The 16,865-nt window shown below is 69.4% G+C and carries 14 protein-coding genes; 9 read left to right on the top strand and 5 right to left on the bottom strand.

Translation table 11 applies throughout. From position 1 onward, the window contains the following. Window positions 1-14: 14 nt before the first annotated feature. From BXA10_RS14560 to BXA10_RS14545, 4 genes are all read right to left on the bottom strand, one after another. Complete coding sequence (locus BXA10_RS14560) at window positions 15-878, bottom strand: carbohydrate ABC transporter permease (RefSeq protein ID WP_245828250.1); 864 nt, start codon at window positions 876-878, stop codon at window positions 15-17. Next, the gene (locus tag BXA10_RS14555) at window positions 871-1,740 is read right to left on the bottom strand and encodes a carbohydrate ABC transporter permease (protein WP_076470889.1); all 870 of its coding nucleotides are present in this window, start codon (window positions 1,738-1,740) and stop codon (window positions 871-873) included. Before BXA10_RS14555 ends, BXA10_RS14560 begins: the two co-directional genes overlap by 8 nt. Before the next feature lie 115 nt (window positions 1,741-1,855). Next, window positions 1,856-3,163 carry an ABC transporter substrate-binding protein gene (locus tag BXA10_RS14550; RefSeq protein WP_076470888.1) on the bottom strand — a complete coding sequence of 436 codons (1,308 nt, stop codon included), beginning with the start codon at window positions 3,161-3,163 and terminating at the stop codon, window positions 1,856-1,858. A gap of 77 nt (window positions 3,164-3,240) precedes the next feature. Next, entirely contained in the window at window positions 3,241-4,287 is a 1,047-nt protein-coding gene (locus tag BXA10_RS14545) for a LacI family DNA-binding transcriptional regulator (RefSeq protein ID WP_076470887.1), read from the bottom strand. Between the two features lie 301 nt (window positions 4,288-4,588). On the opposite strand from BXA10_RS14545, the gene BXA10_RS14540 reads away from it, so the two are divergent. The 4 genes from BXA10_RS14540 to BXA10_RS14525 all read left to right on the top strand — a co-directional run bounded on the left by BXA10_RS14540 (window position 4,589) and on the right by BXA10_RS14525 (window position 9,625). Beyond that, on the top strand, window positions 4,589-4,957 hold the full coding sequence (locus BXA10_RS14540) for a hypothetical protein (protein ID WP_076470886.1): 369 nt from the start codon (window positions 4,589-4,591) through the stop codon (window positions 4,955-4,957). A 139-nt stretch (window positions 4,958-5,096) separates the two neighbouring features. Next, a complete protein-coding gene (locus BXA10_RS14535; protein ID WP_076470885.1) occupies window positions 5,097-6,443 on the top strand; it encodes a M14 family zinc carboxypeptidase in 1,347 nt (448 codons plus the stop codon). A gap of 268 nt (window positions 6,444-6,711) precedes the next feature. Then, entirely contained in the window at window positions 6,712-7,473 is a 762-nt protein-coding gene (locus tag BXA10_RS14530) for a hypothetical protein (RefSeq protein ID WP_076470884.1), read from the top strand. Between the two features lie 262 nt (window positions 7,474-7,735). After that, window positions 7,736-9,625 carry a CocE/NonD family hydrolase gene (locus tag BXA10_RS14525; RefSeq protein WP_245828249.1) on the top strand — a complete coding sequence of 630 codons (1,890 nt, stop codon included), beginning with the start codon at window positions 7,736-7,738 and terminating at the stop codon, window positions 9,623-9,625. 215 nt (window positions 9,626-9,840) lie between these two features. On the opposite strand, the gene BXA10_RS14520 is transcribed toward BXA10_RS14525, so the two are convergent. Next, window positions 9,841-10,668, bottom strand: a complete 828-nt coding sequence (locus BXA10_RS14520) for an inositol monophosphatase family protein (RefSeq protein ID WP_084752780.1) — start codon at window positions 10,666-10,668, stop codon at window positions 9,841-9,843. Between the two features lie 144 nt (window positions 10,669-10,812). Between BXA10_RS14520 and BXA10_RS14515 the strand changes: the two genes are divergently transcribed. From BXA10_RS14515 to BXA10_RS14495, 5 genes are all read left to right on the top strand, one after another. After that, window positions 10,813-12,153, top strand: a complete 1,341-nt coding sequence (locus BXA10_RS14515; protein WP_084752775.1) for an FAD-binding oxidoreductase — start codon at window positions 10,813-10,815, stop codon at window positions 12,151-12,153. Window positions 12,154-12,320: 167 nt separating this feature from the next. Further along, window positions 12,321-13,040: a GntR family transcriptional regulator gene (locus tag BXA10_RS14510; RefSeq protein ID WP_076470881.1), complete on the top strand. Its 720-nt coding sequence runs from the start codon at window positions 12,321-12,323 to the stop codon at window positions 13,038-13,040. Then, window positions 13,037-14,056 (top strand): ADP-ribosylglycohydrolase family protein, encoded by a 1,020-nt coding sequence (locus BXA10_RS14505; RefSeq protein ID WP_076470880.1) that lies wholly within the window; start codon window positions 13,037-13,039, stop codon window positions 14,054-14,056. Before BXA10_RS14510 ends, BXA10_RS14505 begins: the two co-directional genes overlap by 4 nt. A gap of 33 nt (window positions 14,057-14,089) precedes the next feature. Continuing rightward, a complete protein-coding gene (locus tag BXA10_RS14500) occupies window positions 14,090-15,613 on the top strand; it encodes a purine-cytosine permease family protein (protein ID WP_076470879.1) in 1,524 nt (507 codons plus the stop codon). Next, window positions 15,610-16,548 carry a PfkB family carbohydrate kinase gene (locus BXA10_RS14495; RefSeq protein ID WP_076470878.1) on the top strand — a complete coding sequence of 313 codons (939 nt, stop codon included), beginning with the start codon at window positions 15,610-15,612 and terminating at the stop codon, window positions 16,546-16,548. The genes BXA10_RS14500 and BXA10_RS14495 overlap by 4 nt, the downstream gene beginning before the upstream one ends. Window positions 16,549-16,865: the final 317 nt, after the last annotated feature.

Genomic DNA, 16,865 nt, shown 5'->3' with positions numbered 1-16,865 from the left:
TCGGTCGGGGGGGTCTAACGGGAGTTGGCGTGCGCGAGGCTGTCGGTGATCTGGCGCCGCGCCAGCACGTACGCCAGAAGCACCGGCAGCGTGCTGATCGCGGTCGCCGCCATCTGCACGTTCCACAGCGGATGCCCTGTCGCGTCGGTGTACGCGGTGATCGCGACCGGCACGGTGAACAGCTCCACCCGGTTGAGGAAGACCAGCGGTTCCAGGTAGGAGTTCCAGCTCGCGAGGAACGCGATGATCGCGACGGCACCGAGCATGGGCCGGGCCAGCGGCATCGCGATGTGCCAGATGATGCCGAGCCGGCCCAGCCCGTCGAGTTGGGCCGCCTCTTCCACCTCGGGTGGCAGGGATTGGAAGAACTGCCGGATGAGGAAGGTCGCCATCACACCGGTGGCGCCGAACACCGGCAAGATGATCAGCGGCACGTGGGTGTCGACCAGATTGGCCAGGCGCAGCATCTTGAACAGCGGGATGAGGGTAACCTCCGCCGGCAGCATCAAGGCGCTGAGCAGCAGGAAGAACAGCAGGTTGCGGCCGGGGAACCGCAGCCGCGCGAACGCGTACCCGGACAGCAGCGACAACGCGCAGGTCAACGCGGTGACAGCCGCCGCGATGTAGACGCTGTTCCAGATCTGACGGGCGAACGGCTGGAGGCGGAACACCTCGCTGAGGTTCTCCCACGCCACGTGCTGCGGGATCAGGCGCGGCGGGTACGAGAAGATCTCGGCCGGCGGCTTGAGCGCGCTGGAGGCCATCCACAGGAACGGGAAGACCAGCGGTGCGACGGCGAGGACGAGCAGGACGTACAACAGCACGCGCAGCGCCACGGGCCGAAAGCGCGCCGCCCGGCCGGATGTTTGATCACTCACTGTGCACCCACTTCTTACGCGCCCACCACTGCACGGCCACCAGGCCCAGCGTGATCACGAACAGCACCACGGCGAGCGCGCTGGCGTACCCGGTGCGCATCAGTTCGAAGCCCTGCTGGTAGATGGCGAAGGCGAGCACCGTGGTGGCGTGGGACGGGCCGCCGTTCGTCATCAACATGATGTAGTCGAAGACCTGGAACGAGCCGATGAGCGTGATGATGACGACCACGAGGGTGGTGGGGGCGAGCAGTGGCAGGATCACCCGTCGTTGAACCTGCCATTCGCTGGCTCCGTCGAGACGGGCCGCTTCGACCGCCTCCTTCGGGATGCTGCGCAGTGCTGCCAGGAAGATGACGGCCTTGAGTCCGACGGTCTTCAGGGCGGCTACCACGGTCACCGCGGCCAGCGCCGGCTTCGCCTCGAACAGCCAGTTCGGCCCGCTGATCGAGAAGACGCTGAGCAGGCTGTTGACGGTGCCGCCCTCACCCTGCAGCAGGAACCTCCACACGACGGCCCACGCCGCCTGCGACGTCACCACGGGCAGGAAGGCGAGCGCCAGGAACAGCTGCGCGCCGCGCAGTTTGCGGTGCAGCACCAGTGCCAGGAACAGCGACATCACGACATTGATCACGACCAGTCCGGCCGAGAAGATTCCGGTGGTGACGACGGATCGCCAGAACGCCGGGTCCTCGCTGACCATCGTCTGGTAGTTGTCCAGCCCCACCGACCGAGCATCCGGGGCCAGCAGGTTGCTGTCGGTGAAGCTGAGCACCAACACCGTGATCAGCGGGATCAGGACGACGACGAGGAAGCCCAGCATCTGCGGGCTGATCAGCAGGTACGCGGTGAGCGTCTCTCGCATGCGCCTCGTACGCCTCACCGAGCGCCCGGCCTGCGCTGTCCGGCCTTGTGTGGCGCGCCCCGATACGGGCCGGTACGGCGACGGCGGCGCCGTCGCGGACTTTGTGGTCATGGCGTCAGGACCCCGCGACGTCGCGCTTCAGCAGCGGGTCGAGCTGCTGGCACAGATCGTTCATGACGTCCTGCGCGTTCGCGTTCTGTGCCCAGAGCTTGTCGAAGACGGGAGCCGAGGTTTGCAGCACCTCGGGCCACGCGGACGGGTACCGGAACGGGTAGCCCTTCTCGATGCTCGACACCAGCACCGGGTCGATCGCGTCCTTCGGCAGCGGGCCCTGAGCGTAGATCTGCTCTGCCTCGGCGAGTACCGACTTGCGGGCCGGCGGGAAGAAGGACGCCAGCTTCTGGGTGCCTTCCTTGCCGCTGAGGTACTTGACCAGTTCGGTGGCGAGCTTCTCGTGCTTGCCGCCCTTGAAGGCGACCAGGCCGGCCTGCCCGGTGAAGTTGACCGGGCCACCCGGCCCGGCGGGCAGCGGGGCGACTCCCCAGTCGAAGCCCGCGCCCTTGAGCTGGCTCAGCCGCGAGGTCTGGGTGAAGGTCACGGCGGCCTTGCCGGCGAAGAAGTCAGCCTCGTTGCCCGGCGGTACCGCGGTCTTGTCCGTGAACGCCATCGCGCGGTACGCCTGAATCGCCGCAACCGACTCGGGCGAGTTGAGCTGGCACTGGCCCGTGTCAGGGTCGAAGACCTTGCCACCGTAGGCGCGGATCAACGGTTCCAGGGTGGTCCAGACGAGTTTGCCGTAGATGCCGCCGTCGTTGCTCTGGAAGGCGTAGCTTCCGGTGGGCAGCGTCGGCTGCACCTTCCGGCCGAGGTCACTCAGGGCCTGCCAGGTCCAGCCGCCGGTGGCGGCGAGCTTCGCGGGGTCCTGCGCACCGGCCTTGGCGAGCAGGTCCTTGTTGTAGATGGTGAAGAACGGGCTGGTCGAGAACGGTACGCCCCACACCTGGTCGCCGCTCTGCCAGTTGGTGAACGAGGCCGGCACGAAGTCGTCGAACTGGTACGAGGCGTCGTCCTTCAGCTGCGGCCCGAGGTCCACAAGCTGGCCGTTCTTCGCCATCCCGACCGCGTCCGGGGCGCCCATCCACCCGAGGTCGGGCGGGGTGCCCCCGGACAGCCGGATGGAGATCTTGGTGAGGTAGTCCGCCTGGGGGATCGACTGGATCTCGACCTTGCCACCGCCGTGAGTCTTGGAGAACTCGGCGGTGAGGTCGTTGAGCAGCTTCAGTTGGTCGGGGTTGGTGGTCCAGACAGTCATGGTCATGTTGTCTGAACTGCCGCCGCTGTCGCCACTGCCGACACCGCAGCCGGTGACGGCGAGGGTGGCCGCCACCGCGGCGCCGAGCAGGGGGGCTCGGAGTCGTCGCATGCTGATGGTCCTCCTGGTGCGAGGGGATTGGGGATCTTCAGGAATGTCGGATGGGTGTGGTTGTCAGGGGTCCCGTTCTAGCGGGGAACGGCGGTGAGGGTTCGGCCGGGCGCCTCGGGGCAGGGCACCAGCCGGCAGCCTGGCGGCGCGCCCTCCAACTGGGCGAGGAGGTCCTCCACCGCGAGGTGGCCGATGCGATAGCCGGGGACGGTGAAGCCGGACCAGGGGGTGTCGGCGCCGTCCTCCTCCGTCAGACCCGCCACGGCGAGCGACAGGTGCGCGTTCCGGTCCGCGCCCACCTTGGTGGCGAGTCCGCCGACCAGTTCGGCGTACTCGCTGTTCTCCAGCATCAGACCGGTCACTCCGGCGTCGAGCAGCCGGTGAAGCAGCGCCTCGTCGACCTCGGAGACGGGTGCGAAGTGCAGCTGTGCGTCCAGTTCGCTGGCGGTGATCGCGGAGAGCCTGTCGATCGAGGCGGGCAGGCTCTGGTCCGCGCCCAGGTATGCGATCTTCCGATGACCGAGGGCGGCGAAACGCTGCGTCAGCGCGCGGGTGGCGGCTGCGTAGTCGGGGGCGACGCTCGGGACCTCACGGCCGTCGGCGAGGAAGCGGCGGCCGATGAAGACGAAGGGGTACTGGTCGGCGGAGAGCTGCTCCAGTTCGGCAGGGATCTCGTCCCGGCCGAGCAGCACGGCCGCGTCGGCCAGCCGCAGCTTGTTCTCTCCGGAGGCGTAGATCGTGCGCACTCCCCCGCTGTTGCCGTCACGCCGCCCGGCGGCGCTCGTGAACAGCAGAAGGTCCTGGTCGTGCGCCTCCGCCGCCTCCTCGATGCCGAGGAGGAACCGGTGGTAGAAGGTGCGGTGCGCGACGGGGAACACCTTCTCGTAGGTGAACACACCGATGATCTGGCTACGACCGTTGGCGAGCCGACGTGCGAGTGGGTCCGCGCGGTAGCCGAGCTCCCGCGCGATCGCGAGAACCCGTTCGCGGGTGGCCTCGGGAATGCCGTCGGCCCGGTCTCGCAGAATCATCGACACGGCCGCCTGCGTGACGCCGGCCTGCCGTGCGATGTCCGCCTGCGAGACCCGCGACCGGCCGCTCCGCCCCGATCCGCTTATGCGCATAAGCGGACGCTACGCACGGACATTCGAGCGGTCAACCCGTAGGCAGAAATTTTTTTCGGGCCGCCGGAGCCACCCGGCGTCGCCGCGGTCGGAGATCAACATCCTCGCGCCGTGGATCTTCCCGGGCCGCGTCACCGGTGCGGCGACGCCCGGGCAGCGAGCGCCATCGGCTCGCGCCTCCCGTCCCAAGGGGCAGGCGGCGACGCCTGCAACGGGCGATTCGGCTACACCTGTGGATCACTAAACTGCGGCGATGGCGACCCCTGCCCCACTCCACCCGCCGGCTCGACCGTCCCGGTCCATGCGGGTTCCGCTCCGGACGCTTCCCCTCCTGGTCCTCGCCGGGGCACTGCTCGGTGCGGCGGTGACCTGGCAGGTGACCCGCGACAAGGGTGAGCCGGCGATCGTCCGGGGAACGGTGACCGGGGTGAACTCCGACGGCACGGCGATCGGTTTCACCGCCGACAGCGGGAGTCGCGAAGGTGAGGGGCTGGCGCTGATCGCGGACGTCCCTTGGACCGACGCCGCAGGCGTGTTGCACGGCGGCACCCGCCCCACCTGTCTGCTCCCCGGGTCATCCGGGCAGCGGCTCGAGCTCGGAATCCTCGACGTCGGCGGTCGCGGCGACTGGCCGTCCAGAGCCGTGGTGTGGGTGCACTGCCTGAACTAGGAAAACCGCGTAGTTACCAAAGGGAGATCGTTGTCGGGTGGCCCGCGCACCGGTGGCGCTCTTGGATGGAGAGAAGTAAATCAATCGATCGAGTGAAGGAACTTGCAGACCCGGACCACCGCGTAGAAGGGGATCACTCGTGATCGACGCCCATCCGTTCCGATGGAAGCACCGACTGCCGACCGCCGCCGTCGCGCTCACGCTCAGCCTCGGGGCTGTGGTCGCACCCGCCACCGGCGCCGCCGCCGCGGAACCCACCCTGCCCAGCGGCAACACCGCGTACCGGACGCTGGCCGATTACGAGAGCGACATGGCCGAGCTGGCCGCCCAGCACCCGACCCTGGTCAAGCCGATCACGCTGCCCTACAAGACGACCTCCGGCCGGACCGTACGCGGCATCGAGATCAGCAACAACGTCCAGGCGAACGACGGCAAGCCGGTCTTCGTGGATGTGGGCATGCACCACGGCAACGAGTGGCCCAGCGGCGAGCTGACCCTGGAGTTCGCCATCGACCTGGTCGAGAACGCCCGCGACCCGTACATCGCGGACCTGCTCGACCGGGCCCGCGTCGTGGTCGTGCCGGTGGTGAACGTCGACGGATTCGTCCGCAACCGCCGGCAGAACGACACCAACACGGACATGAACCGCAACTACGGTCTGGGTTGGCTACCGCTGTCGTCGGCCGGCGCCGCCCCCTGGTCCGAGCCGGAGAGCAGGAACATCGCGTGGTTGCTCTCCACGAGGCAGGCAACGGTGTTCAACACCCAGCACACCTGCATCCAGGTGGTGCTCTACCCGCCGCTGCAGCTCGCCGCCGGACCGGCGCAGGACACACCGCGCCTGCACCGGCTCGCCTCCGCCGTCGCCGCCCAGTACGGGCCCACGTACCGCGCGCTGCCCTCCGCGGAGGACTACGAGACGACCGGTGAGGCCATCGATTGGGCGTACTACGCCACCCGCGGCCTCTCCATCACCAGCGAGACGTGTCCGAACGCCGGGGCGGCCCGGACTTACCAGACGCAGGTCCTCGACACGTACGCCGCGCACCGCGGGGCGATGCTCGAGGCCCTCGAGACGACCGCGGACTCCGCCGAGCACGCGATCATCGAGGGCAAGGCGCCGAAGGACGCGGTGCTGCGGCTCACCAAGTCGTTCGAGATGTACACCAGCCCGTACGCGCAGCCCGACGGCAGCGTCCGGCCGACGTCGTTCACCACCACGCTGAGCTCGGACCTGGACGTCGTGCAGCCGAACGGGAAGTTCCGCTGGGCGGTCAACCCGTCGTACCGGCCCGCTCCGGCCTACCAGGCCGACGGCGTACGCGGAAACCGGACCGGCTTCTACACCGAACCGTGGATCCTCACCTGTGAACGGCCGGACGGCACGGTGCTGCAGACCGCCCGGGTCAACGTGGACCTCGGCGAGCGCGTCGAGGTCGACCTGCAGCAGTGCAAGCGCGACTTCCACCGCAAGGACCTCGGTTGAGGTCCGACAACTGACACACCGACGACACACGGGGCGGCAGAATCTCTTCTGCCGCCCCGTGTCGTTCAGATGATGGACTACGGCAGGCTCTGCTATCGGATGGGTGGGTCTGCAGTGCCGCGCATCGACCCTCGCCAAGGTCCGTCGATTCTCGGTGAGCGGGTCCGACACTCAGGGAGAGACAGTGGCGGATAGGACGAGCGATTCTTCTGTTCTCCTCACCCGGCCGCGTCCATGGCGGATGTCTCCGTCGTGGCTGGGAGTTCTCGTGGCGGTCGGCCTGGTCGCGGCCGGCGCGGCAGCGCTGGCGCCGATCAACAGCGACTTCTACCACGTCTGGATCTACAACGACCCGCAGACCAACGAGGAGCTGCACGAGGAAGTCATGATCGAAGTCTTCATGGCTCACACGTCGGGCTTCTTCTGGGGTCAGATCATCGCACTGATCCTCGGGGCGTTTCTGGCGGCGAGGGTGCGGGGGATGTCGCGGGCGTTGGGGTCGGCCGTCTGCGCCGGTCTGCTCCTCGCGGCAGTCGACTTCGCGGTGGCCTGGCAGTCGTCCGCAGGCGTCCGGCAGCGGATCGCGTGGTGGACCGAGAATCACCCGGGGTTCCTACCCACCGACCCGCTTTCCGATGGCGGGTTTCACCATGTCCTGGCCGTCGGGCTGGCCTCGTTCCCGGTCGCGGCGATCGCCGGAGTCGGCCTCGGCACCCTGATCACGCCACTGCTACGCCTACCCGCTGTGGTCGTGGCGATCCTGACGGTCCTGGCCGCGGTGCCGTACGGTGCGTTCGCCGCGGTATCCGGTTGGTTCGCCGCAGCTGCCGACGGGGAGCCTGTGGCACTCTTCGTTCTGCTCGCGCTACTGCCGCCGGCGGCGGTCACACCTTCCGCGGTCCGCACCGCCATCGGTGACCACGGCGACGCCTTCACCAACACGATGCTTGTCAGTGGCGTTGTCTGGGCGCTGCTCCTGCTCATCGCCGGCCTTCTCGCTCGACACCGCCGATCGCGATCAGGGCGCTGACCGGCGGAGAGGCGCGCCGGCTCCGGGCTCACCGAGGGCTCGGCCAGCTGGTCGAGCCGGCGGCCCCAGCCCCGCGGCCGTGGCCCGCCGGCGCTCCGGCGCGGGACTCATCGGGAATCGTCTCGGCAGATGCCTATGTGGCGCGCCGCGGACTTCGTGCATCTGCCTGATGACGATCATGCGGCCGTTTCGTAGCGTGCGGTGATGGTCGCGCCGGCGCGCCAGGAGAGCGTTGCCCGCCGGCCGGATGAGGAGGCAGGTCTTGAGGACGATCATTCCGGTCGGCGCGGTGATGGTGATGCTGGCCGTGACGACGCCGGCGATCGCCGCCGAGCGGGTGGAGACGCCGACGGTCACCGTGGCGGACGGAGTCACCCAGCCGGTGTTCGGATATGCCGATGCGATCCGCGAGCGGGTCTGGGTCGACACCGACTTCGACAGTGACCGGGACGGCATCAAGGACGTCGTCCGCGTCGACCTCATCCGGCCGGCCGCCACCGAGCAGGGCCTGAAGGCCCCCGTCATCATCGACAACAGCCCGTACTACACCACCTTGGGGCGCGGCAACGAGTCCGAGCTCAAGGTGGACACCGACGGTGACGGTCTTCTCGACCGCTGGCCGCTGTTCTACGACAACTATTTCGTGCCCCGTGGCTACGCGATCGCGCTCGTCGACATGGTCGGCACGGCCGGCTCGACCGGCTGCCCGACCATCCAGGGTGCGAACGAGAACGCCACCGGACCGGTGGTGGTCGACTGGCTCAACGGCCGCCGCAACGCGCACGACTCCAACGGCGATCCGGTGGTGGCCGACTGGCACAACGGCAAGTCGGGGATGATCGGAAAGTCGTACGACGGGTCGCTGGCGATGGCCGCGGCAGCGTCCGGCGTTGATGGCCTGTCCACCGTTGTTCCCATCTCCGGCCCGTACAACTACTACGACTACACCCGCGGCAACGGCATCGTCACGCGGGGCAACAACTATCTCGGGTCGCTCGCCCGGACCATCACGGCCGACGACTCTGCTCGTCAAACGAAGTGCGCGCCGGTCTGGAACGAGATCGCGGCCGACGACGGCGACGAGCACGGCGACTACACGCCGTTCTGGCACGAGCGGAACTACCTGGACGACGCCGCGAAGATCAAGGCCAGTGTGTTCCTCGTGCACGGCATACAGGACGACAACGTCCGAGCTGATCACTTCAGCAAGTTCTGGCAGGCACTGAAGACGTACGACGTGCCGCGAAAGCTGTGGGTCGGCCGCGTCGGCCACATCGACCCGTTCGAGTTCCGCCGGGAGGTCTGGGTCGACACGTTGCACCGCTGGTTCGACTACTGGCTCCAGGGCATCGACAACGGGATCATGAGTGAGCCGGGAGTCGATGTGGAACCGTCCGTCGGCGTCTGGGAACAGCACGCGGACTGGCCGATCCCCGGCACCGGAAACGTCAACGTCTGGTTGCGTTCCGGGGCCGACAGCGCCGGGGACCTCGCACTCACCCCGGCCATGGGCGCGCCGACGACCCGGACGTTCACCGACAACCCCAGCCAGACCGAAGCCGCTATGATCAGCAACCCGGATCAGCCGGACGGGAACCGGTTGGCCTTCCTGTCCCCGCCGCTCACCGAGGACCTGCGCATCTCCGGCACCCCCGTCGTCAACCTCACCGCGTCGTCGAGTCTCGACGAGGCCTACTTCGGCGCGATCCTCGTCGAGTACGGACCGAGCACGCAGAACAGCCGATCCGGCGACGGTGTCCTTCAGACGACGCTGCCCGAGCAGTGCTACGGCGAGTCGAGCCCAGCCGACGACGGGTGCTACCGGCCCATCGCCTACCGGCCGACCGACGTCACGCAATGGCGGGTGACCAAGGGGATCCGCGACGGGCAGAACCGGGACTCGGTCGCGGCCCCCGAGCCGATGACGCCCGGCACGATGTACGACATCAGCATCCCCCTGCTGCCTGAGGACTACGTCTTCTCCGCCGGCAACCGGATCGGCGTCATCATCGTCGGCAGCTACCGCAGCTACTCGGCCGAAACGCTCGCGTCGCGACCGGACGTCACCGTGAACACCAAGGTCAGTCACCTCTCCCTGCCGGTGCTCGGCGGTCAGCAGGCCGCCCGCCGAGCCGGGATCCCGCAGCGCTGACCAACCGCTGACTCCCGACGACGACCAGCAAGAGGCACCCTCGCCCGGGGGTGCCTCTTCTGCGCTCGGTGGTGGACCATTCTCGGCGGGATCCGAGACCCATCCCAGCAGCTCGGGGGCCGATCACACGGTTCACCTTCCCTGCCGCCGACTCTGAGCGGTCCCTTCGGGGCTGCTGATGGGCTCGGTGATCGCGCCGGAGCCGCCGACGGGGGTCAAGGGCGCGCGGGGTAACCAAGCGCGGTCAGCAACTGGCCGTGCAGGTCGGCGTTGGAGTACAGGCCACCGCCTTGATCGCCCGCGTGTCCTCCGGTTCGATCGGTGAAACGGCCGCCCGCTTCCTCGACCAGGAGGATCCACGGCGCGTGATCCCAGACGTAATAGCGCTCGACCAGGAAGGCATCGATCTGGCCCCGCACGAGCTCGACGAGCGGAAGGGGGCTTGCCGGTGCGTGGGCCACACCCGGTGGGAGATCAGCGCCGGACACGTCGTCCAGAGCTTCGAGTCGAGCATCGGCCAACACCGAGGTGGCGCTGACCGCAAGGCGCTTCGTCTCGGCCTCCTCGCGGGGCCAGGACGACTCGAAGGAACCACCGCCTCGGGTCGCCCACCAGCAGCGGCGCAGCGCAGGAGCGGTGACGACCGCGAGCTCGATGCTCCCAGCGACCTGCAGCGCGACGTGGATCCGCCAGTTCGGGTCACGCCGGCTGAAGAACGACGTGCCGTCGATCGGGTCGATGATCCAGACCCGCTCGGACTCTCCGACTCGACCGAACTCCTCGCCGAGGAGTGCATCGTCCGGCCTCGCCGAGGACAGCGTCTCGCGAAACAAACGCTCGACCGCCCGGTCGGCTTCCGTGACCGGTGTGCCGTCAGCCTTCAGCGTTGCCGGAACGCCAGACTCGAAATGAGCGAGCGCGAGTTCCGCCGCCAGATCCGATGTGTCGAACGCGAGTCGTAGGTCATCGGCGCGATCCACGAGCATCGACGCTATCAGGCCCGCGTGGCCCTCAGGACGCCCGCCGACGACCTGTTCCGCCATCGGTGCCTCGCCGTACGCACAGGAGCGGACGGCCGAATACGCCCGACCGGGAGACGCAGTTCACAGCCTCTGGGTATCACACCTTGCCGGGCTACCTCGTCATTACCACGTAGGGATCAAATCCTCCTGCGCGGAAGGAACATCGTGAGCTCACCGGCGGAAAGGCTTCGGCGCGACTTCGGCGGCGACATCATCGAACCGGGTGAGCCGGAGTACGAATCGGCGAGGCACTCACCGTTCGCTTCCGGTAGTCCTGCCTATGTCCTGCGCCCCAAGGACGTCAGCGACGTGCAAGCAGGCGTCCGGTTCGCGGCCGGCGCGGGGCTTGCGCTGGCCGTGCGGGGTGGCGGGCACAGCTTCCCGGGCTTCGGCACCAACGACGGCGGCGTCGTGATCGACCTCAGCCGGCTCACGAGCGTGCAGCTCATCGACAAGGAACGCCACCTCGTGCGGATCGGTGGCGGTGCCACCTGGGGTCAGGTCGCTGCCGCTCTCGCCCCACACGGCCTGGCGATCTCCTCGGGCGACAACAAGCGGGTCGGTGTCGGCGGGCTGACGTTGAACGGCGGCATCGGCTGGAAGGTCAGGAGATACGGCCTGGCCATCGACAACGTGGCCGCCGCGGAGGTGGTCACCGCCGACGGAGTCCTCGTGCACACGAGTGCAGCGGAGAACCCAGAGCTGTTCTGGGCGATTCGCGGCGGCGGCGGGAACTTCGGGATCGTCACCGCCTTCCAGTTCGTGGCGCACCCGACGACGGACGTCTTCTTCGGCAGGATCGCCTTTCCGGCATCCGAGGCGGCCAGCGTGCTGCAGGGGTGGGCGGACTACCTCCGTACCGCGCCCGAAGCGCTCACCTCGACTGTGAACCTCGCCAATCCACTCGCGGGCGGACCTGAAGCACCGGTGGAAATCTACGTCGCCTTCGACGGCGATGACCCGGCGCCCGCGGCACAGGCCATCGACCCGATCCGCCAGCTCGGTACGGTGATCGACGACAACGTGGCGCTGCAGCCCTATGCCGACACGCTCGTGGACGGCGTGGCCCCACCGCCGGGAATTCAGTTCCTGAGCCGGAGCGCGTTTGTCGACAAGGAATCGGTATCCGAGGTCCTGCAGATCCTCAGCGAGGTCGGAACGTCCCAAGGGTCACCGCTCATCGCCGTTCGCAGCGTCGGCGGTGCGGTATCCCGGATCCCCGGCGACGCCACCGCCTACACGCACCGCGAAGCGGAGTTGATGGTCGTGACCACCGCAGCGGGTCCGGAACCGGTCGTCGGGGCGATTCGTCCCGCGCTTGAGGCGATCTGGCGGAGACTCGCGCCGCACACCAACGGCGCCTACGCGAACTTCCTTGGCAGCGCCACGGACGAGGACGTCGCGGCGATCTATCCCGCGGAGACCTACCAGCGGCTTGTGGCGGTCAAGCGTCAGTACGATCCCACCAACCTGTTCGCCCACAACCACAACATCCGGCCGCAGTAGGCAGTTCGGGGCCAGCTGCGTCGTTTTCTCCGGGCGGCCGGTCCGCTGGTCGTCACGCCTGCCGGTCAGTGCCCTTTCCGCACTGACGGTGCCGCTGGTCGCTGCGCGTGCCGGGGGATGATCGTGGCGACTGGCTGAACGTCCTGGCCAGAGTTAACCTTCTGAACATGTTCGGACAGGTTCTCAAGCTCAAGCACGAGCGGGTCGCTGAGCAGCTCGCCCGGGAGATCCGTGGTGGCCGGCTGGCCCTCGGCAGCCAGCTGCCCGGCGAGCATGCTCTCGCGACCCGGTTCGACGTGAGCCGGAACACTGTCCGCCAGGCCCTCGCCGACCTGATCCGCCAGGGGTTGATCGAGACCCGCTCCGGCAAGGGATCGTTCGTGACCTTCGACGGCCGGACGATCGACGACCGGCTTGGCTGGTCCCGGGCCCTGGCCGAGCAGGGCGTCCCCACAACCGTACGCATCCTGCGTCTCGAGCTGGTCCACGAGCCCGAGCTGGCCGAGCGGTTCGACCTGCAGTCAGCCGAGTGCGTCGCCGTCGACCGGCTCAGGTCGCTCGACGAAGGCCGGGCGATCTCGATCGAGCGGAGCCTGGTTCCTGCCGTCGGCCCGCTGCGCAACCTGCCCGAACAGGGTCTCACCGGCTCCCTGTACGCGGCGCTGCGCTCGGCCGGGCTCACGCCCGTGCAGGGCGAGGAATGGGTGGATCTGTCCCGGGTGACGCAATCGGATGCCGAGCTGCTCGGTTGCGCTCCCGGTGATCTCTACCTGCGCACCCAACGGCTGAGTCGGGACGCGCGGGGTGAATTCGTCGAGTACGTGGAGAGCCTGTTGAACCCCGACCGGTTCCGGCTGCACCTGCGCTTCGGAGAGGCGTCGGAATGAGTACCCCGTATCCTGCTGTGCCGATCGAATCGCGAGCCGTCGGGGCCCTGACCGGGCTCGCCGTCGGCGACGCGCTCGGCATGCCGACCCAGTCCATGCCGCGCGAGCGGATAGTCGCCCGCCACCGCCGGTTGGCCGGCTTCGAGCCGGGCCCCGCGGACCAGCCGATCGCGCCCGGGATGCCCGCCGGCACGGTGACCGACGACACCGAGCAGGCGCTGCTGCTCGGGCGGCTGCTCCTCGACGGTCGGGGGCACGTCGACGGGCACCGCCTCGCCCGGGCGCTGCTCGCCTGGGAGGACGACATGCGCCGGCGTGGATCGCTGGACCTGCTCGGCCCGTCGACCCGGGCGGCGGTCGCCGCCGTGGCCGCCGGCCGTCCCCTCGAGGAGGCCGGCCGGTTCGGCACGACGAACGGGGCAGCGATGCGAATCGCGCCGGTGGGGATCGCCGTACCCGCGGCCGACCTGGACCTGCTCGTCGATCGCGTCGTCGAGGCGAGCTGGGTCACCCACAACACCGGCGTCGCCCTGGCCGGCGCCGCCGCGGTCGCCGCCGCGGTCAGCGCCGGCCTGGACGGTGCGGACACCGCGACCGCCACGGCGACGGCCGTGCGGGCGGCGCAGCTGGCCGCGGGACGCGGCAACTGGATCGCGGCGGCGGACATCGCCACCCGGATCGCCTGGGCCGCCGAACTGGTCGCCGGCCGGACGCCGGACGAGGCGGCCGACCTGATCTACCGCCTGGTCGGGACGAGCGTGGCGACGCAGGAGTCGGTTCCGGCGGCATTCGCGGTGCTCGCCGTTCACCCCGACGACCCGTGGCAGGCCTGCCTGCTCGCGGCGGGTCTCGGCGGTGACACCGACACGATCGCCGCCATGGTGGGCGCCATCGCCGGCGCCGGCCACGGAGTCGAATCCTTCCCGGACACCGCACGGGAAACGATCGCAAGAGCCAACCATCTTCCACTGGCAGAACTGGCGACCCAACTGCTCGCCCTTCGTCAGCCCCGCTGACGGCCGGCACCCGCAGGGAAAGGCAGGACGACGATGTCCACGACGGACCTGGCCGGCACGATTCCGGCCGACACCAACCGGGTCGGCGCCATCGAGACCCGAGGCATCGAACCGGTGCCCTCCACCGAGCGCACGGGCGGTCCGGGCCAACTTTTTTGGGTCTGGTTCGCGGCCAACATCTCGATCCTGGGACTGCCGCTCGGCGCCACCCTGGTCGCGCTGCGCGGCATGAACATCTGGCAGGCGCTGCTGGTGGCCGCGATCGGTTCCTTCGGTTCGTTCGCCCTCGTCGGCCTGATCAGCGTGGCCGGGAAGTGGGGCGGCGCGCCCAGCATGACGTTGTCCCGGGCGATCTTCGGACCGCGCGGCAACCACGGGCCGACCGTGATCTCGTGGCTGTCCCGGGTCGGCTGGGAGACGGTCAACACGACGACCGCCGCGTACGCGCTGCTGGCACTGCTGGACATCGCGTTCGGGCTCACGGCGAACCCCGTGCTCACGGTGATCAGCCTGCTGGCCTTCGTGGCGCTCACCCTGGTCGTCTCCGGTCTGGGGCACGCCACGCTGGTCTGGATCCAGCAGTGGGCGACGTACGTCTTCGGCGCGTTGAACATCGTCGTCGCCGCGTTCCTGATCACCCGGGTGGACTGGCACGCCGTGCTCGACGCCCCGGCCGCACCGCTGAGCGTCGTCATCGCCGGGATCGGTGTGATCGCCGCCGGCACCGGCATCGGGTGGGCGAACGCCGGCGCGGACATGGCCCGCTACCAGCACCGCAACGTGCCGGGCGGGCGGATCGTGGCGGCGGCCTCGGCCGGTGCCGGGATTCCGCTGTTCCTGCTCATCGGGTTGGGTGGTCTGCTCTCGGCCGGCGACGGCACCCTCGCCTCCGCCAGCGACCCCGTCTCGGCGATCCAGGTGATGCTTCCGTCGTGGATGGCGGTGCCGTACCTGCTCGCCGCCTTCGGCGGCCTGCTGCTGTCCAACAACCTCTCGGTCTACTCCGCCGGACTGACCATGATCACCCTCGGCATCCGAACCCGCCGGGTGGTGGCGGTGGGCCTGGACATCGTGCTCACCCTGGCCGGTGGCATCTACTTCATGCTGATCGCCGGGAACTTCTACGGGCCGTTCATCACCTTCATCTCGCTGCTCGCCGTACCGATCACCGCCTGGGTGGCGGTATTCCTGGCCGACATGCTCTTCCGGCGCGACTACGACCCGCGCGGGCTGATGGACACCACCCGGACCAGCGCCTACTGGTACCACGGCGGGTTCCGCTGGTCGGCCGTGCTGCCGTGGCTGGCCGGTACCGTCGTCGGTCTGCTCTTCCTGACGGCCTCGACCTCGGCGGACGACGTCTGGTTCAGCGGACCGCTCGCGGATTCCTGGCTGGGCACCAACGGCCTCGGTTGGGTCGCGGCGTTCGTCGTCGCCGGCGCCCTGTACCTGCTGTTCGGCGTCAGGAGCGCCCGGCGCAGCGGCACCGCAGGGCAACGCGGGGACGCCCGGCCCGAGGCGGACGCAGAGGACCGCACCGCCGGGACACGGCGATGACCGGGCCGTCGCCGCGGCTGGTGCACACCGGCAACGTCGTCGTCGACGTGGTGATGTACCTGCCGCGGCTGCCCGAGGTCGGCGGAGACGTCCTCGCCTCCAGCAGCCGGATCACCGCCGGCGGCGGGCTCAACGTCATGGTCAGCGCGGCACGCCAGGGACTGTCCGTGGCGTACGCCGGAATGCACGGCACCGGACCCTTCGCGGACCTGGCCCGCGAGCAGCTGGTCCAGGCCGGCCTCGAGCTGGTCCAGCCGGCGCTGCCGGATGTCGACACCGGGTTCAGCGTCGCGCTTGTCGACCCGAGCGGGGAACGCACCTTCGCCACGAGCGTCGGCGCGGAGGCGCAGCTCGGACCGGCGGACCTGGCGCGGGTCGACCTGCGACCCGGCGACGTCGTGTACGTCTCCGGCTACAGCCTGGCCTACCCGTCCAACGGCCCGGCACTGGCGGCCTGGCTACCGACGATCCCCCCGGAGGTCACCGTCGTGATCGACCCGGGTCCCCTGGTCGCCGAGATCCCCTCCCCCGTGCTCGCGTCGGCCTGGGAGCGCGCCGACTGGTGGAGTTGCAACGAGCGGGAGGCCCAAATACTCACCGATCAGGCCGCCCCGGAGGCGGCTGCCGCAGCTCTCGCGATGCGCGGCGCGCGGGCCGGCGTGGTGGTCCGCACCGGGCCGCAGGGCGCAGTGCTCGCCACCGGCGGCCGAACCCTGCGGGTGCCGGCCTTCCCGGTGGCCGTGGTGGACACCAACGGCGCCGGGGACGCCCACGTGGGCGCGTTCGTCGCGGCCCTCGTGAGTGGTCTCGACCCGGTCCAGGCCGTTCGTCGCGCGAACGCCTCCGCCGCGCTGGCCGTCACGCGGCAGGGACCGGCGACCGCTCCGACCGCCGTGGAGGTCGACGAGTTGCTGGCGGCGCATCCGGCTCGGTGACCGCGCGCCTGGTAGGCGACCGCGCGGGCATCCCGGCCGGCCGGTATCCGGGTACTGCCGGTCGTGGTCAGCCCGGATTGGTCCACGTTCCGACGGGCCGGTGACGGTCCGGGAACGGTCGATGTTCCAGCCCAGACCGACGATCAGCCGTCGGGCCCTGGAACGTCAGCGCTGGTGGCAGGCGTGTCGCGGCAGGGACGCCACCTCCACTTCGGACGACGACATCGTCCTGCCGCAGAAGACCCGGTATCCGGTGCCCGGCCAACGGCGATCCGGTGCCGGCCAACGGCGATCCCGTCCCGCCGACTCGCGATCCC

This window comes from Micromonospora avicenniae (assembly GCF_900156065.1).
Lineage (GTDB): Bacteria > Actinomycetota > Actinomycetes > Mycobacteriales > Micromonosporaceae > Micromonospora > Micromonospora avicenniae.
The sequence above is the reverse complement of the archived record's forward strand: the minus strand, read 5'-3'. Positions and strand labels throughout refer to the sequence as shown.